19 protein-coding genes are annotated in these 19,201 nt (G+C 66.3%); 8 read left to right on the forward strand and 11 right to left on the reverse strand.

All coding sequences use genetic code 11. The features are described 5' to 3' along the window. Window positions 1-18 precede the first annotated feature (18 nt). Window positions 19-369 carry a DUF732 domain-containing protein gene (locus tag JVX90_RS01380; protein ID WP_205330703.1) on the forward strand — a complete coding sequence of 117 codons (351 nt, stop codon included), beginning with the start codon at window positions 19-21 and terminating at the stop codon, window positions 367-369. A gap of 87 nt (window positions 370-456) precedes the next feature. Here JVX90_RS01380 and JVX90_RS01385 read toward each other — a convergent pair whose 3' ends face one another. The 3 genes from JVX90_RS01385 to JVX90_RS01395 form a co-directional block, all read right to left on the reverse strand. After that, entirely contained in the window at window positions 457-2,082 is a 1,626-nt protein-coding gene (locus tag JVX90_RS01385) for an ABC-F family ATP-binding cassette domain-containing protein (RefSeq protein WP_205330704.1), read from the reverse strand. 603 nt (window positions 2,083-2,685) lie between these two features. Next, a complete protein-coding gene (locus JVX90_RS01390) occupies window positions 2,686-4,278 on the reverse strand; it encodes a VWA domain-containing protein (RefSeq protein ID WP_205330705.1) in 1,593 nt (530 codons plus the stop codon). Between the two features lie 262 nt (window positions 4,279-4,540). Beyond that, entirely contained in the window at window positions 4,541-5,392 is an 852-nt protein-coding gene (locus JVX90_RS01395) for an SDR family oxidoreductase (protein ID WP_205330706.1), read from the reverse strand. Window positions 5,393-5,535: 143 nt separating this feature from the next. Between JVX90_RS01395 and JVX90_RS01400 the strand changes: the two genes are divergently transcribed. After that, window positions 5,536-5,931, forward strand: a complete 396-nt coding sequence (locus JVX90_RS01400; RefSeq protein WP_205330707.1) for a VOC family protein — start codon at window positions 5,536-5,538, stop codon at window positions 5,929-5,931. Here JVX90_RS01400 and JVX90_RS01405 read toward each other — a convergent pair. Further along, the gene (locus JVX90_RS01405; RefSeq protein WP_205330708.1) at window positions 5,916-6,560 is read right to left on the reverse strand and encodes a helix-turn-helix domain-containing protein; all 645 of its coding nucleotides are present in this window, start codon (window positions 6,558-6,560) and stop codon (window positions 5,916-5,918) included. The genes JVX90_RS01400 and JVX90_RS01405 overlap by 16 nt on opposite strands. After that, a complete protein-coding gene (locus JVX90_RS01410; protein WP_205330709.1) occupies window positions 6,557-8,101 on the reverse strand; it encodes an MFS transporter in 1,545 nt (514 codons plus the stop codon). Before JVX90_RS01410 ends, JVX90_RS01405 begins: the two co-directional genes overlap by 4 nt. 117 nt (window positions 8,102-8,218) lie before the next feature. Here JVX90_RS01410 and JVX90_RS20660 point away from each other — a divergent pair, with 117 nt between their 5' ends. Next, window positions 8,219-8,353, forward strand: a complete 135-nt coding sequence (locus JVX90_RS20660; RefSeq protein WP_275889936.1) for a hypothetical protein — start codon at window positions 8,219-8,221, stop codon at window positions 8,351-8,353. Window positions 8,354-8,431: 78 nt separating this feature from the next. Here the strand turns inward: JVX90_RS20660 and JVX90_RS01415 are convergent, their stop codons facing one another. Genes JVX90_RS01415 through kstD form a run of 3 tightly spaced genes read right to left on the reverse strand, consistent with a single transcriptional unit; the run spans window position 8,432 to window position 11,437 of the window. Beyond that, on the reverse strand, window positions 8,432-8,863 hold the full coding sequence (locus JVX90_RS01415; protein WP_008378601.1) for a hypothetical protein: 432 nt from the start codon (window positions 8,861-8,863) through the stop codon (window positions 8,432-8,434). A 14-nt stretch (window positions 8,864-8,877) separates the two neighbouring features. Continuing rightward, window positions 8,878-9,738 (reverse strand): MaoC/PaaZ C-terminal domain-containing protein, encoded by an 861-nt coding sequence (locus JVX90_RS01420; protein WP_205330710.1) that lies wholly within the window; start codon window positions 9,736-9,738, stop codon window positions 8,878-8,880. A 1-nt stretch (window position 9,739) separates the two neighbouring features. Beyond that, entirely contained in the window at window positions 9,740-11,437 is a 1,698-nt protein-coding gene (kstD, locus tag JVX90_RS01425; RefSeq protein ID WP_205330711.1) for a 3-oxosteroid 1-dehydrogenase, read from the reverse strand. Window positions 11,438-11,622: 185 nt separating this feature from the next. On the opposite strand from kstD, the gene JVX90_RS01430 reads away from it, so the two are divergent. Continuing rightward, entirely contained in the window at window positions 11,623-12,372 is a 750-nt protein-coding gene (locus JVX90_RS01430; protein WP_205330712.1) for an NAD(P)H-binding protein, read from the forward strand. A gap of 25 nt (window positions 12,373-12,397) precedes the next feature. After that, on the forward strand, window positions 12,398-12,859 hold the full coding sequence (locus JVX90_RS01435; RefSeq protein WP_205330713.1) for an Rrf2 family transcriptional regulator: 462 nt from the start codon (window positions 12,398-12,400) through the stop codon (window positions 12,857-12,859). A 38-nt stretch (window positions 12,860-12,897) separates the two neighbouring features. Here JVX90_RS01435 and JVX90_RS01440 read toward each other — a convergent pair whose 3' ends face one another. Continuing rightward, window positions 12,898-13,680 carry a VOC family protein gene (locus JVX90_RS01440; RefSeq protein WP_205330714.1) on the reverse strand — a complete coding sequence of 261 codons (783 nt, stop codon included), beginning with the start codon at window positions 13,678-13,680 and terminating at the stop codon, window positions 12,898-12,900. 196 nt (window positions 13,681-13,876) lie between these two features. Here JVX90_RS01440 and JVX90_RS01445 point away from each other — a divergent pair, with 196 nt between their 5' ends. Continuing rightward, window positions 13,877-15,313 (forward strand): FAD-dependent oxidoreductase, encoded by a 1,437-nt coding sequence (locus tag JVX90_RS01445; protein ID WP_205330715.1) that lies wholly within the window; start codon window positions 13,877-13,879, stop codon window positions 15,311-15,313. A 15-nt stretch (window positions 15,314-15,328) separates the two neighbouring features. On the opposite strand, the gene JVX90_RS01450 is transcribed toward JVX90_RS01445, so the two are convergent. Together JVX90_RS01450 and JVX90_RS01455 are read right to left on the reverse strand one after the other, a co-directional pair. Further along, entirely contained in the window at window positions 15,329-15,703 is a 375-nt protein-coding gene (locus JVX90_RS01450; protein WP_205330716.1) for a hypothetical protein, read from the reverse strand. Continuing rightward, window positions 15,703-16,869, reverse strand: a complete 1,167-nt coding sequence (locus JVX90_RS01455) for a Rieske 2Fe-2S domain-containing protein (protein WP_205330717.1) — start codon at window positions 16,867-16,869, stop codon at window positions 15,703-15,705. The genes JVX90_RS01450 and JVX90_RS01455 overlap by 1 nt, the downstream gene beginning before the upstream one ends. Window positions 16,870-17,005: 136 nt before the next feature. On the opposite strand from JVX90_RS01455, the gene hsaA reads away from it, so the two are divergent. Continuing rightward, a complete protein-coding gene (gene hsaA, locus JVX90_RS01460; RefSeq protein ID WP_205330718.1) occupies window positions 17,006-18,190 on the forward strand; it encodes a 3-hydroxy-9,10-secoandrosta-1,3,5(10)-triene-9,17-dione monooxygenase oxygenase subunit in 1,185 nt (394 codons plus the stop codon). Between the two features lie 38 nt (window positions 18,191-18,228). After that, on the forward strand, window positions 18,229-19,143 hold the full coding sequence (gene hsaC, locus JVX90_RS01465) for an iron-dependent extradiol dioxygenase HsaC (protein WP_205330719.1): 915 nt from the start codon (window positions 18,229-18,231) through the stop codon (window positions 19,141-19,143). Window positions 19,144-19,201 lie beyond the last annotated feature (58 nt).

A 19,201-nucleotide genomic window follows, 5' to 3' on the forward strand; every position in this document is an offset into this window, starting at 1 on the left:
ACAGATCGGACAACCTCCATGCGTGCACGACTGCTCTTCATCGCCCCGGTGATCGCCGGAGCGGCGTTTCTCGGAGCGTGCGGTGACGACGGTTCGTCGTCGGACTCGACCGAGCGCGCCGCGTACCTCAAGGCGCTCGAGGCTTCCAACATCACCTTCTCCAACGACGACGAAGCCGTCGCCGTGGGCGAGCAGGCATGTGCGGACCTCAAGGCGGGCAAGTCCGTTCTCGAGGTGGCTCAGCACATCGAAGGCAAGGATGCCGGGCAGGGCGCGATCATCGTCGGCGCCGCGACCGGCTCGTTCTGCCGCGATCAGATCGGGATGAACCTTCCGGAGTTGTCGACCATCCCCGGTCTTCCCGGCTGACACCGCTTTCACGCCCCAGGCGTCGATTCCCGCTCGCAGATATCTCGTGAGCGGGAATCGACGCCTGATGCGTTTGTGCCTCGAGAACTACTCGGGGAGCTCCGCGCGCTGGGTGAGTGAGCCGTCGAGTCCAAGCTCGATGACGGTGTCGACGCCGATTCGTCGGAGGAAACCGACGTCGTGGCTCACGACGATCAGCGCCCCGCGGTAGGCGTCGAGGGCCTCCGCCAGGTGTTCGACGCTCGCGACGTCGAGGTTGTTGGTCGGCTCGTCGAAGATCAACAGCTGACTCGGCGGTTCGGCGAACAACAGAGTCGCGAGCGACGCCCGGAATCGTTCTCCTCCGGAGAGCGTGGACACGGGCCGGTCGACGGCCGCGCCTCGGATGAGCAGCCGAGCGAGACGGTTTCGGACGTCCCCCGGTTCAACGCCCGGGGCCACCGCTTGGACGTTCGCCATCGCGCTCGCCGCATCGTCGAGGCCGTCGAGCCGCTGCGGAAGGTAGCCGAACGACGACGTGAGCAGTCGCCCCGACGCACGTCCGCCGTCGGGTTCGGCACCCGAGACCAATTGGGTGAGCAGCGTGGTCTTGCCGGAGCCGTTCGGCCCGACGATCGCAACACGCTCGGGGCCCGCGATGACAACCGTCCCGGAAGCGGTGGAGTCGGCGCCGGTGAACTCGGCCAGACGTCGGCTCCGTGGCAGATCCGGGGCGGGCAGCACCAGTGAGATGTGGTCGTCGTCGCGAATGCGGGCGTCGGCGGAGTCGGCGGCGGCTTGAGCGTCGGCGATCTTGTCGTCCAGGGTCGTCCGCAATGCACCCGCCGACTCCTGTGCGCGGCGCTTACGGGCACCGGCGAGGATCTTCGGCAGTCCGCCGTCGACCTGCGCCTTCTTGCCGACCTTCGCGCGGTGAGCCAATCGTGTCTCGGCTTCGACTCTCTGCCGTTTCTCGGCTTTGAGGGTCTGCTGTGCCGTGCGTGCCGCCTGCTCCGCGGCGGCCTGCTCCGCGTCCAGATGTGCACGCCACTCGCTGTACGGTCCGCCGAAGACGGTCACCTCACCGTTGTAGAGCTCCGCGGTGGAGTCCATGTGGTCGAGGAGTTCCAGGTCGTGGCTGACGACGATCAGCGTGCCGGGCCAGTCGTCGACCATCGCGGCGAGCTTCGCGCGAGTGGGACGGTCGAGGTTGTTCGTCGGTTCGTCGAGCAGGGTGATCGGAGTGCGCCGCAGGGCGAGCCCGGTGACCGCGATGAGCATCGCCTCACCTCCCGACACCTCGGCGACTCGGCGGTCGAGGTCATCGGAGCTGAACCCGATCCGGTCGAGAGCCTGCGCGGCACGGGCCTCGATGTCCCAGTCGTCGCCGACGGTCTCGAAGTGGACCTCGTCGACTTCGCCGGCTTCGATGGCCCGCAGCGCGGCGAGCGTGCGGTTGATGCCGAGGAGCTCGGCCACGGTCGTCTCCGTGGTGAGTGTGAGGGTCTGGGGCAGATAGCCGACGTCGCCCGCGGTGTCGATGCGCCCGGCTGTCGGAGTGAGCAGCCCGGCGATCAGCCGGAGCAGCGTGGACTTGCCGGAGCCGTTGCGGCCGACGAGGCCGGTGCGGCCTTGGGCGAACGTCCCGTCGACGTGCGACAGGGCGATGGCGCCGTCCGGCCATGCGAAGGAGAGATCACGCAGGGTGACGGCAGAATTCTGGGGTGCAGACATGTGGAGACGACTCGATTCGTCGAGCGCCGGAGGGGCGGCCCTGGGCGCGGATGGAAAGAGAGCATCGGACACACAGCCAGGCGGGCCGTCGACAGACGGCCGTTCGTTCATCGGACTGTGGTGTGCCCGCCGGGGTTCGGCGGGCTAGACATCCTCGATCGCAAGCAACTCCACGACCAGTACGGTACCCGGGCTCCCAGGGCGTCCGCATCTCATTATCTGCGTAGAACCGTCACGGAACCGAATGAGATTCTCGATTGTCATCGGTCGGACGCCCCCCCCTAGTGTTCGATTTACGAATTAACGCAAGCATTAGGTGCTATGAGCGCATCATCGGGGAATGGACTCGGGGGTGGTCAAACGGGGAAGGCTGCTTGATGTCATTGGGCGACGCGAGCTCGATCGTCTGATCGCAGAAGGTTCACTGCTGCCGATCAGGCACGGCTGGCTGGCGGAGCCCTCCGCTGACTAAGCAGTGGTCAGGGCATTGCGGATGGGCGGTGTCCTGAGCTGTGCATCCGCGCTGAGATCCGTCACCGTTTCGCCGAAAGATGGCGCCTGTCAGCCGATGGTCGGATCAATGCGTGACGGATTCACGGGCCGTCAGGCGCCTTCGACGCGGTACGACACCGCGCGGAGCAGGATGGCGCCGATGTCCTTCGGGTCGAGTGCGATGAAGGAGCTGCCGCCGGTGGCGTCGGAGATCTTCTTCAGTGCGTTCACGTCGGCGTCCTTCGAGATGCCGACGGTGATGATCGGGATTCGCCTGGCCGGGTTCTTCATGATGTTGAGCTCGGACACCAGTTGCTCCAGCGTGATGCTGTTGCCGTCCTCGTTCCGGCCGTCGGTCATGAGGATGACGCTGTTCGAGTACGCCGGGTCGTATGTCTCGTACACCTTTTTGAACGATGCGAGCGCGGTGTCGTACAGGCCGGTGCCGCCGTGCAGATTCGACAGACTGTTGTCGATCGCCGCTGCGAGGAGATCCTTGTTCGACTTGCCGTCAGTGGTTCCGAGCACCGGACCGATCGGCACGACCTCGCGATAGGGGATGCCTTCGCCGCCGCGGTCACTGCTGAACTCCCAGTAGCCGAGGGACGTGTTGCGCGGGAACTTCGACAGTCCGAACACCGACGCGTCGCGAAGCAGTTCGGCGCGTGACTTGCCGCCCGCGTCCTGTTTCATCGAGCCGGACACGTCCTGGACCACGAGCGCACGGATCGGCAAGGTCAGCGCGGTCCACTTGCGCTGGATGTTGTCGACGAGCTGGCGGTTCGGCGGAACGATGATGTTGGCGTTCCCGACACCGCGGTTGTCGGGCAGGGGAGAACTGTCGGCGGGCCTGATGTTCTCGGACTCGCGGATCTTCTTGCCCTCGTCGGTCTGCAAGACAGAGGTGAGGGCGACGATGGCGTCGTCGGCAGGCGCCTCGCGGTCGCCCTGTGCGACGTTCGCGATGCGGTAGTCGAGGGCCACGGTGCCGGACTGCGGCACAGCCGCGTTGATCGCGGCGTCGGGCTCTGCCGCTTTGAAGGCCGCGAACACTCGTTCGGTGGTGAGGGCGAGGGACGGTTTGTCACTCGCGGCCATCGCCTTGAGGTCCGGCGCCCCGTCCTCGTCGTTCATGCGGAGAGCGCGCATCGTCAGGGTGTCGATGAGCTGTTGGTGGGTCATCGAGCCGGATGACATCTCCGCCAGCGCTCCGACGACGGCGGCGTTGCTGACGTCGCTCTTGGCGGGCGGGTCGACCCGCAATGCGGGCATCGTGAGGACCTTCGACCACGACGGCAGGTCCGGGAGTTGGTGGCCCGCGATGACGACGGGTGAGGTGCCGAGCGATGGGCCGATGTCCGACCACTTGCGCCCGAGCGTGTTGGCCACCTGGCGGACCCGAGTCGGCGACTCCGCAACCCAGATGTCAGGCGCTTCGGCCTGAGTGAGCCTGTCGTTGACGTGGCTGGCGGGAACGGCTTCGACGGTGTAATCGATGCAGTTGTTCTTCTCCGCCTGGTCGGCGAGCTGGGTGACGTATCCCCCGAGGTCGCCCTCGACGATGACCGAGATCGTGCTGACGTCGCCGCACTCGCCGTGCTTGGCATCCCAGACGGCGTAGGCGCCGCCGCAGAGTCCGACGACGAGCGCGATTGCGAGACCTGCGCGCAACCCTTTCTGGGGTGCGGTGGTGTGTTGGCCCATATTTATGGCTCTCCTCGCAAAAAAACGTCGTGAATGCGAAGAGGCTAGCGTATGCGGGTGAGTCAACGCACATGAGTCACGAGTCGTGGCGCATTTGGTTGTACTTCGCGTGTCGCCGCACGTCACAGTGTGCGGTCCGATGCACCGGCGAGAACGCCCTCGGTGGGTGGGATGTCCGCTAACCGGGCGTCAACAGCAAAACTGCTGACAGAATAATATGCAGGTACAAGTAGCAAATATGTCGCGCACGAACTGGTGCGAATCAATCCCGCTGTCTGGTGACGGAGCGTTCGTACGCGTCCCTCGCGTTGGACCCGGAAACCGCCTCGACCTGATCCGGCACGGCGAAACGCATCATTCGATCGCGCAACGGCTGCGGCAGGATGCCGCTGATCGCGATGAGCGGGCTGATCTTCCCCGGCACCCACACGTGGAAGCGGCGGGTGCCGAGAGCTGCGAGCACGGCGTCCGCAACGTCGTCGGGCTGGAGTAGGGCGACCGAACCTGTCGCCGCGCCGGTGGCGAGTTCGGTGTCCACGACGGTCGGCATCACGATGGTCAACGTGACGCCACTGCGGCGGAGTTCCTCCCGGACGCCGGTGAGGTAGCCGAGCACCCCGTGCTTGGTGGCGGCGTAGGTCGACATTCCGGGCGGCGCGAGGCGGGACGCCGACGACGCGATGGTGATGATCTGTCCACGGCCTCGGGTCCGCATGGCCGGGGCGGCGAGGCGCACGCCGCGGATCACTCCGAGCAGATTGACTGCGACCATCGCCTCCGATGCGGACGTCGGCTCGTCGTCGAACGAGCCCACCCACATCACTCCCGCGTTGTTGACGAGCACGTCGACCGGTCCCAGATCGGTGGCGACCGCGGTGAGGAATGCGGCGAACGACTCGTCGTCGGTCACGTCGAGCCGATAGCCGCGACCTCCGGGCACCGTGGACGCGGCCGCTGTGGCGGAGTCCGCGTCGAGATCACCGATCGCGACTCGCGCTCCGCCGGCGGCGAGACGCCGGGCCGTCGCGAGCCCGATCCCGCGTGCCGCGCCCGTCACCGCGATCACCAGACCGTCGACATCGGGCTGCTTGGACTTCAGGAGGGGGATTCGCACTCACTCATCATGTTGCCTCGGGCTGTGGCGCGCAACGGTGCGCAGTTCGCGACGCCGAACTGGAGGAAGATCTCGGCACGATTCGAAACACGGTGTCCGAAACGTTCATGACAGTCGACGCCGGCGCACATAGCGTGAGTGTCATGACTTCTTCACCGCGACTGAACGCGATCAGCATCGTCTGCGACGACCTGTTGATCTCTCTCGACTTCTACCGGCTGCTCGGGCTGGACATTCCCGAGACCCCGGCCGATGCGCCGCATGTCGAGGTGGATCTCGGCGGCTTCCGCGTCCTGTTCGACCCGGTGTCGACGATCATGTCGTTCGATCCGGCGTGGACACGATCGGCGCCGGGGTCGTCGGCGATGAGCCTGGCGTTCGAGTGCTCGACTCCCGCCGAGGTGGACGCCGTCGCGGCGAAGGCCGCGGAACGCGGTGGTGAGGTGGCCAGGGCGCCGTTCGACGCGCCGTGGGGCCAGCGGTACGCCACGGTCCGCGACCCCAACGGCAACGAGGTGGACCTCTACGCCGGCCTCTGACGAGACTGCCCAGGCCTGAACTGTGCCGGCCGACGACCCGTGAGCCGGACGATGTCGCGGTACAGGTGCGGGTAGTCGGCGTATCCGGCGGTCGCCGCAGCGTCGGACAGGTCGACGCCGGTCCGCACCAGATCGATGGCGCGGTCCGCCCGCAGAATCACTTGGAGCCGACGCGGACCGTACCCGAACGCTGCGACGGCTCTCCGGTGCAGCGTCCGTTCGGTGAGTCCTAGGCGATCGGCCACATCGGCGACCGAAGCACCCGAGACCAGAGCCTGGACCGTGGGCGTCACCCATCGATCGACGTCCAGCCGTGATGCCGTCAGGCGGGCGCGCTCGGGAGTGCCGAGCGATCGGACGAGAGACGGCCCGACATCGGCGAGGGGCACCACCGAGTCGGTGAGTTCGTCGGCGGGGACACCGAGCAGCGAGGGCAGCAGCCCTGGGGCGAAGCGGATGCCGGAGATCTGCGAACCGGCTTTGCGAGTCACGGCCCGAGGGCCGGTGTCGGCGCCGGCAACCCAGACGCCGTCGTCGTCCCACACGAGGTCCATGCAGCCGTCCGGATAGACGAGGACGGATTCCTCGCCCACGCGGTGCGACCAGGACTCGATGCGGGGCATGGTCATGCCTCGGGCGGGGCTGCCGCGTCGAGATCGCGCGGTGTGAACCATCCGAGGAACACCGCGCCCGCGGCGAGGACGCCGCCGAGCACCAGACATGCGGTCTGCATCGGTGGCAGGAACGCCGCCTGCGCGCCCGACGTGATCGCTTCGGCCAGACGTGCACCTTCAGGCGGCAGGCTCTCGCTCACCTTGACCGCGCCCGCGAGCGACCCGCGGATCGCCTCCTCGGCGGCACTGGCGGCCGCGGGGTCCTGCATGCCGATCTGGGCCTTCGCTGCGTCTGCCGTCGCGCCGATCCGCTCCTCATAGCCTGCGGCCATGATGCTGCCTGCGAGGGCGATGCCGATGGCTGCGCCGAGTTCGCGTGCGGTGTCGTTCACGGCAGAGCCGACGCCCTGATTGTCGAGCGGAGTGTTCGACATGATCGCGGTGGTCGACGGAGCCGTCGCGAGACCGATGCCGATCGCGCAGACGCCGAGCAGTGCGCCGACCTTCCAGTACTCGTCCGTATCGACGATTCCGAGAAGCAGCACACCGAGCGCGGCGATCGCCACGCCGACGCCGAGCACGAACTTCAGCGAATACCGCACCGCCACCCAGTTGCCGATCATCGCGAAGACTCCGACGCCCGCCACCATCGGGAACAGGGCGACGGCGGATTTGAGCGGCGAGTACCCGAACACCAGCTGGAGCTGCTGGAGGACGAGGAAGAATACCCCGAACGACGCCAGGAACTGCAGGCCCACCGACAGTGAACCGGAGGCGAACGCGCGGTTCCGGAACAGGTCGACGTCGAGCAGGGGATCGGCCCGTCGGTGTTCGACGACGATGAACACCGCGACGAGTGCGACTCCGCCGATCAGGCAGACGAGGATCAGGGGATCGGCCCATCCGCGGTGCGGTGCTTCGAGAAGACCGAACACCACACCCGCGACGGCGGCCATCGAGGTGAGGGAGCCGACGATGTCGAACCGGCCGGGATTCTCGTCTTTGGACGACCCGATGGTGAACGTCAGCGCGAGGACCGCGGTGGTCGAGATCGCGAACGTGATGAACACGGAGTGCCAGTGGAAGAAGTTGAGCAGCACCCCGGTGACGAAAAAGCCTGCGATCGCGCCCGCACCCGCGACTGCCGCCCAGATGCTGATTGCGACGGCGCGACGCTCGCGTGGCACACCCGCGGTGATCAGCGACAATGTCGTCGGCATGATGAGGGCGGCGCCTGCACCTGCGACGATGCGCGTCGCGATCAATTCGGTGGGACTGTCCACCCAGATCGCCGCCAGGGAGCCGATCCCGAAGATCACGAGTCCGACGAGCAGAACTCCGCGGCGACCGAATCGGTCACCGATCGCGCCTGCCGGAAGCAGGAGGGCGGCGAGCACCAGGGTGTAGCTGTCGAGGATCCACGTCATCTGTGAATTGGTCGATCCGGTGTCGGCGGCGATGCCGGGCAAGGCGGTGTTGAGGGCGGCCATGGCGGCGACGACCAGGCTCACCGCACTGCAGGCGATCAGGATCAGCCACGCAGTCCGGAACGTCATCGACTTGTCATCTGTTCGATCGTCGACACGCACCATCACTTCACCTGTTTCATTTGTAACTTGTGTAACTGTAGTAACACGGATCGTAGAGCCGAACATGAGTGGAAGTGGATCATCATGGCTGCACAGCAGGTCGCATCATCGGCGCGGATCGAGAATGCGCGTCTCCACATCGGGCGAGTGTTGATTCTGTTGGCCGGAGTGATCGGCGTGATCGCCGCACTCCTGATCATCGTCACCAGCGCTGCCTGACCATAACTGACATTACGGCAGACGCCGCCCGAAGCACAGAGCTTCGAGCGGCGCCTGAAACGGGAGTGACCGTGTGGGTCAGCCCGCGTACTTCTCGATGACGCCGCCCACCGCGGGGAGCGCCTCGACCACATAGTTCTTCGCCTTGCCGCGAACGGCCTTGTAAGCCTTCGACAGGGCCGCGGGAGCCGACTCGGTACGGCTGTCGGTCACTGCGAGGAGCGCCTCGGTGGCGGCGTCGCTGTTCGCCGCCAGATGCGCGCCGAACGCGGTGCCTGCGGGCTTCGAGTCCCACAGCGGTGAGAGCGCCGTCAGGAACTCGGGGAGCATCTTGTTGGTCGCACCGACCACCACGCCCGGCTTGAACTTCTGCGCCGCACCGTACGCGGCCTTCAGCGTCGTGCCGGACAGGCCCGACTGCTTCTTCACCTCCGCATCGATCACATCGGCGAAATCGGCGGCCATGGCCTCACGGTTGTCGTCGAGAACAGGAAGCAGAGACGTGGACATGCAAGTCCTTTCAACTAGACAGTGCTGAAGATGACGTTGCCCAGGGCAGCCGCGCCGTCACGTTCGACGACGCTGGTTGTCGCGAGCAGTCGATCGCCATCTTCCCAGGCTTCGATCCGAAGTGTCTCGCCGGGGAACACCACACCCGCGAAGGTCACCGAGTAATCGACCACCTTAGTCGCATCGCCGCCGTACACGGCGTCGATGACGGCGCGACAAACTGTGCCGTAGGTGCACAGACCGTGCAGGATCGGTCGCGGGAACCCCGCACCTTCGGCGAATGCAGGATCGCTGTGGAGCGGATTCCGGTCGCCGCACAGGCGGTACAACAGGGCCTGTTGGGGCAGGGTCGGCACGGTGATCACGTGGTCGGGCTCGCGGTCGGGGTAGTCGACCCGGTTCGACGTTCCGCGCTCGCCGCCGAAGCCGCCCTCACCTTTGGCGAAGATCGACGAACGGGTGGTCCACAAGGGCTCACCGGATTCGTCGACGGTCACGGCCTCCTGAACGATGACGGCGGCCGAACCCTTGTCCTGCAGTTCGGAGATCCGAGTGCGGGTGGTCGCGGAGCCTGCCGCGGGGATCGGCCTGTGCACGCGGACCTGCTGGCTGCCGTGCACGACCTTCGCGAGGTTGATGTCGACGCCCGGGAACACGACCTTCGGCGCCTCGGTGGCGAAGAAGTTCGCGGCGACCGTCGCGAACGACGGCAGCGACTTGGGGGCCGCGTCGTCCACGTACTGCAGTCCGACGACGTCCATGGGGTCGGCGGCCGCGCCGACGGCGAGGTTGTACGACGCGATCTCACGAGCGGTCCACGAGAACGACTGCTCGCCGAGATCGGCGCCGAGAGCGATGGAGGGATCGATGGGCATGTCAGGCTCCTGCGTGAGTGACGTCGCCCTGGCGCGCCTTGTCGGCGGCGTCGAGGGCGGCTAGGTATCCGAAGACCATGGCGGGTCCGATGGTGGCGCCGGGGCCGGCGTACGTGTGGCCCATGACCGGCGCGCTGGTGTTGCCCGCGGCGTACAGGCCGTCGATGACGCTGCCGTCGGCGCGCAGTGCGCGTCCGGCGACGTCGGTGTCGATTCCGCCCTTGGTTCCGAGGTCGCCCGGAACCATCTTGACGGCGTAGAACGGGGCCTTGTCGACAACGCCGAGGTTCGGGTTCGGCTTGTTGGTCGGGTCGCCGTAGTAGTTGTCGTAACCGCTGACGCCGCGACCGAATTCGCTGTCGACACCGCTGCGGGCGAAGCCGTTGAAGCGCTCGGTGGTGGCCGTCAGCGCGTCCACCGGGACGCCCATCTTCTCGGCCAACTCAGCGATGGTGCTCGCCTTGACGATCACACCCGACTCCAGCCAGCTGCGCGGGATCGGCTGCCGTGCGGGCAGTCCGGCGAAGAGATAGCGGTTGCGGCAGCGCTGGTCCATCACGAGCCAGGCCGGGATGTTGGCGCCGGGGCCGTCGCCTTGACCGAAGTCGCCGCCGTACATCTGGTGGCCCGCCTCGACGTAGGGGAGGGACTCGTTCATGAAGCGCACGCCGTGCTCGTTGACCATGAAGGTGCCCGGAACATTGCGCTCGGACAGCGCGAACCACGGGCCCTTGGGCAGCGGGATGGTCGGGCCCCACCAGGCGTCGTCCATCAGTGACACGTCGGCGCCTGCGTCGAGCGCCGCGCGGATCCCGTCGCCGGTGTTCGACGCGGCGCCCGTGGTCCACTCGGTGCCGATCGGTGCGCGCTGGTACTGCGCACGCATCTCGGCGTTGTGGTCGAAGCCTCCGCTGGCCATGATCACGCCGTACTTCGCGCGGATCTCGGCGGGCGCGCCGTCGGACTCGATCTTTGCGCCGACGACCTTCCCGTCCTCGACGATCAGGCCGGTGAGCGGAGTGCTCAGTCGGATGTCGACGCCCGCTTTGCGGCAGCCGATCAGGAGCTCGGCGGCGAGCGCCGCGCCCATCGCGATCATCTTCTTGTTGCGGCTCTTGGACCAGGTGAAACGCCCGGCGACCTTCGCCATCTTGGCGATGCCGCGCCAGTGGCGCATGCCCACATTCATCCACTTGTAGTCACTCTGCAGCACCACCATGTTGAGGGGCGCCTTGGTGTACTGCGGGTGCAGCGTCGCGAGGTCGTCGCCCAGGAGGCGGGCGTCGAACGGGCGCGGCTCCACGCTGCGTCCACCGACGCGTCCGCCAGGCGCCTCCGGGTAGTAGTCCGAGTATCCCTTGACCCATTCCAGGTTCAGCGGGGAGTTCGCCATCAGATAGTCGAGCGCTTCTGGACCACGGTCGATGTAGGCGTCGATGCGGTCGGCGGGTGCATGCTCGCCGATGATCGAGTGCACGTAGGTGCGGGCCGCGTCGACGGTGTCCTCGACGCCGTCGCGCTTGAGGACACTGTTGTTCGGGATCCAGACGCCGCCGCCGGAACGGGAGGTGGAGCCGCCCCAGTACGGCGACTTCTCGATCAGGACGGTCTTGAGGCCCTTCGTCTTCGCGGTGAGCGCGGCTGCCAAGCCTGCCCCGCCCGCTCCCACGACGATGACGTCGAACTCTTCGGTGGCCATGTGTTTCCCTTCGACTTCCGTTCGGCGGACGCCGCCAAAACTAGAACACGTTTCAGTACAGGGTAAACCACCCCACGGCGGACGCGGAAGGTCGGATGCCCGCCGAGTGGGATCGGCGGACGTTGACCCGGAAGGCCTTATCTGAGATAACTAGGATGTTAGTAATCCAAGTTGAAGGGAACGGTATGAAGATCGCAGTGATCGGCAACGGATTGATCGGACGACAGCTGGCGACCCGCCTCGCCGCACGCGGTGTCGACGCCACCGCCTACGGGCGAGACGACGGAATCGACACGACGACGGGTGCGGGTTTGGCGGAGGCGCTCGCCGGCGCCGACGTGTCGGTCGATCTCACCAATTCGCCGTCGTGGGCGGACGAGGACGTGCTCGCCTTCTTCCGCGACTCGTCGACAAATCTTGTACGGGCAGCCGATGCCGCGGGAGTCGGCCACCACGTGATCCTGTCGATCGTCGGCGCCGATCGACTCACCGATTCGGGGTACATGCGTGGCAAACTCGCGCAGGAGGCCGCCCTCGAAACCGGGACGGTGCCCTACACGATCGTGCGGTCGACGCAGTTCTTCGAATTTGTTCCGGGCATCGCCGATGCTGGAGCCTCCGGCGACGGCGTCCGAGTGACCGACGCAGCGCTGCAGCCGCTTGCCTCGTCTGCGGTCGTCGAACGGCTCTCCGACATCGTCGTCGGACCGGCCGCGGACGGTCGGGTGGAGATCGCCGGACCCGAACGCATCGGCATCGATCACCTAGTGCGGCGCTACTTCGCGGCCACCGGCGACAGTCGCCGCGTGATCGTGGACCGGGCCGCGGGCTACTTCGGCGCGCGTTTGGACGACGACGCGCTCACACCTGCACCTTCCGGCGGCGCCTGGCTGTCCGAGCTCACATACGACGATTGGTTGCGCTCTCAAGCCTGACGAGGGCTCCGGATAGATTGATGCCATGAAACTGTCGGCAGGCGTCGAGTGGTCTATCCACTGCTGTGTCGTGCTGAGTCAAGCGAACCGGCCGACTCCCGCGGCGCGGCTCGCCGAACTCCACGGCGTCTCCGCGACGTCGCTCGCCAAACATCTCCAGTCGTTGGCGAAGGCGGGCATCGTGTACCCGGTCGAAGGCCGTGACGGCGGCTATGCGTTGACCCGCGCCGCATCCGCCGTCACCGTGCTCGACGTCGTCCAGGCCATCGATGGAGTGCAGCCGGCGTTCCGATGCACCGAGATCCGGCAGCGGGGAGAGTTGGCCTGCGCGCCCGACGACTGTCGCGCGCCGTGCGGAGTCGCTGCAGTGATGGCGCGCGCGGAGGCGGCCTGGCGAGGAAGTCTGCAGAGCGTGACCCTGCAGGATCTGGCAGACACCATTGATGTAGACGCGTTGCGTGCGATTCTCGCAAGAACTGGTGAATAACTGCTGCTGTACAGCAGATATTCACCAGTTCTCCGCCGTCACATGTCAGCGGGTGGCGTGGCGATGCAGATCGCTGCGCCGAGCGGGTCCTTGAAGGACGCGAGAACTCCGAACGGAGTGTCGTCGGCCGGCATCAGCACGGTGCCCCCGAGTTCGGTGACACGATCGAGTGTCGCGGCGACATCGTCGACGGTGATGTACACCTGCCAGAACGACGGGTGGTCCTCGCCGAGCATGCCCGCCGCGGCCATGATCCCAGCTTGGGCCTCCCCGTCGATGAGGACCTGCGAGTACTGGTTGGGCCCGCCCTCGGTCCCCTCTCCGATCTCGACCAGAGACCAACCGAAGACCTTCTCGTAGAACGCTTTGGACGCCGCGTAGTCCATGCTCATCTCGTCGAACCAGTACGGCGCCCCGTGCTCGCCCATGGTCGCGAAGCCGGTGTGCAGACCCGGCTGCCAGAGACCGAACGCGCCGCCCGCGGGATCGGCGAGGACAGCCATCGACCCGAGGTCGCCGATCGGCATCTGCGGGGCGAAGACTGTTCCGCCTGCCGACTCGGCGGCTGCGACTGTAGCGGCGAGGTCGTCGGATCGGAAGTACACGGTCCAGACCTCCGACGGGCTGCCGTCCATCGCCGGGCCGAGGCCCGCGACAGGTTCGCCGTCACGGAGGAAGTTGCGGTACCCGCCGAACTCGGCGGCGGGTTCGTCGGCCGTCCAGCCGAACAGGGCCGTGTAGAAGCCGGCAGCCCGATCGGGGTCGGACGATGCGAGGTCGAACCAGATGGGCGCTGTGGGGGCGGGCGTGTGAGCAGGCATGACGGACTCCTCGTCCAGGGGTGATGGGCACCCTTGATTCTTCGCCCGGTCGGCCGGTATGTCGACTGGTTCGCACATTCGGTTCTCGACGGTTCGGCAGGCTGCGTCCCACTCGGCGGGACCTGTTGTTGCCGATTCCTTCGGTGCCACAGAGTCTGCAGGTAGGAGTTCGATCGGACGACGGGACGGGTGAACGATGACGGAGTTCAGTGAACAGTACGACGTGGTGGTGATCGGGTCCGGCGCCGCAGGGTCTGCGGCAGCACTCGAGGCGAAGGCGAACGGCGCGTCCGTGCTGGTGGTCGAGAAGTCGCCGGAATCGACGGCGGGCGGCAACACGCGAGTGTCCGGCAGCGGATGGTTCGTGAACCGGGACGCCGACCGTGCCGAGGTCTTCCTGCGCACGTTGAACGGGCCGTTCCCCGTCGCCGACGACGTGGTCGAGGCGTGGGCACAGGCGACGGTCGGACTGTCGGACTGGATGCGTTCGATGGGCGCCGACGTTGGACGCAGCGGCGACTTCCACACCGAGCCCGAGTATCAGGAGCTCGACGGCAGCGACTGCTACGCCGGTATGGACACGATCGGCGGCCGGATGGGCGACGGACTCCTCCACGACTTCCTCCGCCGCGCACTGGACGAACGCGGTGTCGAAGTGCGGTTCGACACTCGCGCGATCGCATTGATCACCGACGGCGAGGCGGTCGTCGGAGTCGAGGTCGACGGTCCTTCCGGGCGGTCGCGGATCGGCGCAGAGGGCGGTGTGGTGTTGGCGACCGGAGGGTTCTCCGCGAATCCGCGAATGGTCCGCGACTACCTCCGCGTCGAGGAGCACGTGCTGTGGGGATCACCGGCGTCGACCGGTGACGGCCACGCGATGGCCCAGCAGATCGGTGCCGATCTGTGGCACATGGACAACATGATGACGATCGCCGGCATTCGCGGCGATGACAAGTTCGGTCATTTCCTCGCGCTGTGGGGCGCGCAGAGTTACTTGTGGGTCGGCGACGACGGTCGACGCTTCATCGACGAGACCGCAACGCCGAAGCACGGGCACACGGTGCGCAGCGGACGGTACGAGCTGTTCCCGACGAGGGCGTTCCACTTGATCTTCGATGAGGCCGTCCGCTCCGCCGGACCGCTCAGCCCCACGCCGGACGTGCTGCCGGTGGGCTGGAACATGTTGATGAAGAGCACTCGGTGGAGTGCCGACAACAGGGCAGAGATCGAGTCGGGGATGATCGTTCGTGCCGACTCCGTTGCCGAACTGGCGGCCGCGATCGGTCTTGACGCCGAGGTGCTCGTGCGCAGTGTCGATACGTACAACACTGCGTGCGACGAGGGTGTCGACGACAGTTTCGGCCGTCCGGCGTCGACGCTGGCCGCGGTTCGCCAGGGCCCCTTCTACGCGCTGCGCGTGACGCCGCTGCTCGGATGGAGCAACGGGGGGCCGCGCCGAGACGGTCGCTCCCGCGTACTGCGGGCCGACGGGTCGGTGGTCGACGGGCTCTACGCGGCAGGTGAGGTCAGCTCGACGTACAGCTGGCGGAAAGACGGCGGCTTCCACATCGCCGACGCCCTCGCGTTCGGCCGGGTCTCCGGCCGAGACGCCGCTGCTCGCGCAGCCGACTGACGGCGGGTCGAAGCGTCACCAATACCCGTCGGGATCGGTGATCGGCGACTCCTTGGGAATGATCCCCTCGGAAACGCCGTGGTCGATGCTGGCCGACATGCGCGGGCATGTCGGCAGCATCGCGGGGTTGCCGCCCTCGGCGATGATCGTGGAGATCTCCGAGCATCGAGCACGGGCGGCGTCGTTCCACTGGACGCTCGTGTGATGCGGGCTCGTCTTCTTCACGAGCACACACGCGTGACAGGTCCGGCACTCGATCTCCGACATCCCGCCTGCAAGATAGTGCTTGCGGTCGCGAGCGGTCGCGTCGGCGATCGACGACAGCCGGGCGGGGTCGTCGGTGTAGTCCGGCGCCTTCGCCCAGCCGCCGCCGGGTGCCACGGCGGTCATCAGACCGACGCGCCCTTGTCGGCTTCGGCGGCCTCGGCTGCCGCCTTCTCGCGCGCCTGGATCTCGAGGTTCTCCTGAACCTCGATGTTCCAGTTCTCCAAGGCCTTCTCGGTGTCGATCTCGTACTCGAAGCGGCCGACCATCTCGTCGGTCACATCGTCGACGTCGACGTAGTACTGCTCGTACCAGCGGCGCAGCTGGTACACCGGGCCGTCCTCTTCGACGAGCAGCGGGTTGTCGATGCGGGTCTTGCGCTTCCAGATCTCGACGTCCTGCATGAAGCCGACCTCAACACCCTGCGTGATCTTCTTCGCCATCTTCGCGCCCTGCTCCGGCGAGAATCCCTCGGGGATCTTCGCCATCACGCCGAACATGAGGACGAACGAGTTCGAGTCGATCGGGTAGTGGCAGTTCGTGAGGATGGTCTCGACTGCGTACTCGCCGTAGTACTGGACCATCGGGTTCAGCATGTAAGACGGTCCGTAGTACGCGGCGATCGACTCGAGGCGGGTGTCGCCGTACGCCGTCGACAACGCGATGTCGGGGCGGCCGTGCGAGTTCATGTACTGCGCGGCGGTCTGCCCTTCGAAGACGTTCTTGAAGTAGTCCGGCAGGGCGTAGTGCACGTAGAAGAAGTGCGCCATGTCGACCACGTTGTCGATGATCTCGCGGCAGTTGGAGCCCTCGATGACCAGCTTGTTCCAGGTCCAGCTCGTCCACTGGCCGTCGCCGAATTCGGCGAGCTCGGGGATGATCACGTCCTCCGGCGGCGGATTGCCCTCGGGATCGTTGTAGACGAACACCTGGCCGTTGCGGATCATGGTCGGCCAGGTGCGGGTCTTGGCGAGCTTCGGGTGACGCTTGGCGTAGGGGACGCCTGCGCAGCGGCCCTTGCCGTTCCACTGCCATCCGTGGAAGGGGCATGCGATGTTGTCGCCGCGAACCTTGCCCTGTGACAGATCGGCGCCCATGTGGCGGCAGTACGCGTCGAGGCACTTGACCTCGCCGTTGGTGTCGGCCCACACGACGAGCTTGGTGCCGAAGATCTCCAGCGAGTGGGGCTTGCCGTCGGTGTACTCGTCGACGAGGCCGATGCAGTGCCAGCCGCGGGCGAAGCGGGTGGGCGGGGTGCCGGTGTCGATCTCGCGGATTGCGGTGTCAGTCATCTCGTTGCTCCTCGTCGATGTCTGCTCGTTCAGTGCTCGTATAGATCGATAGTAGAACATGTTCCACTCAAAACGAGAACGTGTTCTAATATTGGTCATCGACAGGCATTCGGCCCGATGGAACAAGGAGAGTCACATGGGAGCACAGCGGAGTGAAGCCGCACAGCAAGTGCTGAACAAGATCGACGCATTGCTGCCGGAGCTCGCGCAGCGCGCGCAGTCCACCGAGGATGCGCGTCGCGTTCCCGACGAGGTAGCAGAACTGCTGGCCGAGACCGGTTTCTTCAAGCTCATGCAGCCCGCACAGTGGGGCGGCCACGAGGTCGACCCGGTCACCTTCTACGAAGCGGTTCGTCGAATCGCGACCGCATGCGGATCGACCGGCTGGGTCGCGGGCATCATCGGCATCCACAACTGGCACCTCGCACTCTTCCCTCAGCAGGCGCAGGAAGACGTGTGGGGTGCGGACACCAGTGTCCGCATCTCGTCGTCGTACGCGCCTATGGGCATGGGCGAAGTCGTCGAGGGCGGCTACAAGGTCAACGGTTCGTGGGCGTGGTCGTCGGGCAGCGACATCGCCGACTGGGTGGTCGTCGGCGGTCCGGTGTTCAAGGACGGCAAGCCGGTCGACTTCGTCAGTTTCCTGATCCCGCGTAGCGACTACAACATCAAGGACGTCTGGAACGTCGTCGGCCTACGCGGTACCGGCTCGAACACCATCGAGGTCAAGGATGCTTTTGTCCCCAGCCACCGCATGTTGAGCTTCCGCACCATGAGCATGGGCCAGGCTCCGGGGCTCGAGCGCAACACCGCGCCGGTCTACAAGATGCCGTGGGGCACCATCCACCCGTCGACCATTTCGGCACCGATCGTCGGCATGGCGTACGGCGCGTACGCCGCGCACGTCGAGCACCAGGGCAAGCGTGTCCGTGCCGCTTACGCGGGTGAGAAGGCGAAGGACGACCCGTTCGCCAAGGTCCGTCTCGCCGCTGCCGCCAGTGACATCGACGCCGCGTGGCGCCAACTGTCGGGCAACCTGCAGGACGAGTACAACCTCATCCTCGCGGGCGAAGAGGTTCCGATGGAACTGCGTCTGGCCGCTCGCCGCGACCAGGTGCGAGCCACCGGCCGTGCGATCGCCTCCATCGATCTGCTGTTCGAGAACTCCGGCGCGAATGCACTGGAGAACGGCACCCCGATTCAGCGTTTCTGGCGCGATGCTCACGCCGGCCGCGTCCACGCCGCCAACGATCCAGAGCGCGCCTACCAGGCGTTCGGCAACGGGGAATTCGGCATCCCCATCGGCGACACGATGGTCTGATTCGCTGGAACTTTCAAAGAACCCCAAGGAAAGAAGCAATGACTGACGACCAGAGCCCCATTCGGTCTCTCGGCTACATGCGGATCGACGCCACCGACATGGATGCGTGGCGCGAGTACGGACTGAAGGTCCTCGGCATGGTCGAGGGCGCCGGAACCATCCCGGGCGCCCTCTACCTGCGAATGGACGACTTCCCGGCGCGTCTGGTGATCGTCCCCTCCGACCGTGATCACCTCGCGTGCTCGGGTTGGGAGACGGCGAACGCCGCGGCGCTGCAGAACGTTCGCGATCGCCTTACTGAGAACGGTGTGGAGTTCCGTGAAGGCACTGCCGACGAGATCGCCGACCGCCGTGTCGCCGAGCTCATCGTGTTCTCGGACCCGGACGGCAACGTCCTCGAAGCATTCCACGGCGTCGCACTGCAGCACCGCCGCGTGGTGAGCCCCTACGGTCACAGCTTCGTCACCGGGGAGCAGGGCCTCGGCCACGTGGTCCTCACCACCACCGACGATGCGAAGGCGCTGGCCTTCTACCGTGATGTGCTCGGCTTCCGGCTGCGTGACTCGATGCGTCTGCCCCCGCAGATCGTCGGACGCCAGGAGGGTGAGGAGCCGGCGTGGCTGCGCTTCTTCGGCTGCAACCCGCGCCACCACTCGCTGGCGTTCTTGCCGATTCCGAACAGCACAGGCATCGTCCACCTGATGGTGGAAGTGCCCGAGGCCGACGACGTGGGCCTGGCTCACGATCGTGCGCTTCGCAAGAAGGTGCCGATGTCGGCGACACTCGGCCGTCACGTCAACGACCTGATGCTGTCGTTCTACATGAAGACGCCCGGCGGCTTCGATGTGGAGTTCGGCTGCGAAGGACGCCAGGTGGACGACGACGAGTGGATCGCCCGCGAGTCGACGGCCGTGAGCCTCTGGGGCCACGATTTCACGATCGGCTTGAAGTAACACCCTCCCGCTGGGCGGATGACGGACTACCCGCTCATCCACCCGGCGGGTCTTCTTT

The sequence above is a fragment of the Gordonia sp. PDNC005 genome (assembly GCF_016919385.1).
Classification (GTDB): domain Bacteria; phylum Actinomycetota; class Actinomycetes; order Mycobacteriales; family Mycobacteriaceae; genus Gordonia.

What these genes read in the sequence shown, in the direction of transcription:
- JVX90_RS01380 (WP_205330703.1), top strand. Translation starts at nt 19, where the DNA reads ATGCGTGCACGACTGCTCTTCATCGCCCCGGTGATCGCCGGAGCGGCG.
- JVX90_RS01385 (WP_205330704.1), bottom strand. Translation starts at nt 2,082, where the DNA reads ATGTCTGCACCCCAGAATTCTGCCGTCACCCTGCGTGATCTCTCCTTC.
- JVX90_RS01390 (WP_205330705.1), bottom strand. Translation starts at nt 4,278, where the DNA reads ATGGGCCAACACACCACCGCACCCCAGAAAGGGTTGCGCGCAGGTCTC.
- JVX90_RS01400 (WP_205330707.1), top strand. Translation starts at nt 5,536, where the DNA reads ATGACTTCTTCACCGCGACTGAACGCGATCAGCATCGTCTGCGACGAC.
- JVX90_RS01405 (WP_205330708.1), bottom strand. Translation starts at nt 6,560, where the DNA reads ATGACCATGCCCCGCATCGAGTCCTGGTCGCACCGCGTGGGCGAGGAA.
- JVX90_RS01410 (WP_205330709.1), bottom strand. Translation starts at nt 8,101, where the DNA reads ATGACGTTCCGGACTGCGTGGCTGATCCTGATCGCCTGCAGTGCGGTG.
- JVX90_RS20660 (WP_275889936.1), top strand. Translation starts at nt 8,219, where the DNA reads ATGGCTGCACAGCAGGTCGCATCATCGGCGCGGATCGAGAATGCGCGT.
- JVX90_RS01415 (WP_008378601.1), bottom strand. Translation starts at nt 8,863, where the DNA reads ATGTCCACGTCTCTGCTTCCTGTTCTCGACGACAACCGTGAGGCCATG.
- JVX90_RS01420 (WP_205330710.1), bottom strand. Translation starts at nt 9,738, where the DNA reads ATGCCCATCGATCCCTCCATCGCTCTCGGCGCCGATCTCGGCGAGCAG.
- kstD (WP_205330711.1), bottom strand. Translation starts at nt 11,437, where the DNA reads ATGGCCACCGAAGAGTTCGACGTCATCGTCGTGGGAGCGGGCGGGGCA.
- JVX90_RS01430 (WP_205330712.1), top strand. Translation starts at nt 11,623, where the DNA reads ATGAAGATCGCAGTGATCGGCAACGGATTGATCGGACGACAGCTGGCG.
- JVX90_RS01435 (WP_205330713.1), top strand. Translation starts at nt 12,398, where the DNA reads ATGAAACTGTCGGCAGGCGTCGAGTGGTCTATCCACTGCTGTGTCGTG.
- JVX90_RS01440 (WP_205330714.1), bottom strand. Translation starts at nt 13,680, where the DNA reads ATGCCTGCTCACACGCCCGCCCCCACAGCGCCCATCTGGTTCGACCTC.
- JVX90_RS01445 (WP_205330715.1), top strand. Translation starts at nt 13,877, where the DNA reads ATGACGGAGTTCAGTGAACAGTACGACGTGGTGGTGATCGGGTCCGGC.
- JVX90_RS01450 (WP_205330716.1), bottom strand. Translation starts at nt 15,703, where the DNA reads ATGACCGCCGTGGCACCCGGCGGCGGCTGGGCGAAGGCGCCGGACTAC.
- JVX90_RS01455 (WP_205330717.1), bottom strand. Translation starts at nt 16,869, where the DNA reads ATGACTGACACCGCAATCCGCGAGATCGACACCGGCACCCCGCCCACC.
- hsaA (WP_205330718.1), top strand. Translation starts at nt 17,006, where the DNA reads ATGGGAGCACAGCGGAGTGAAGCCGCACAGCAAGTGCTGAACAAGATC.
- hsaC (WP_205330719.1), top strand. Translation starts at nt 18,229, where the DNA reads ATGACTGACGACCAGAGCCCCATTCGGTCTCTCGGCTACATGCGGATC.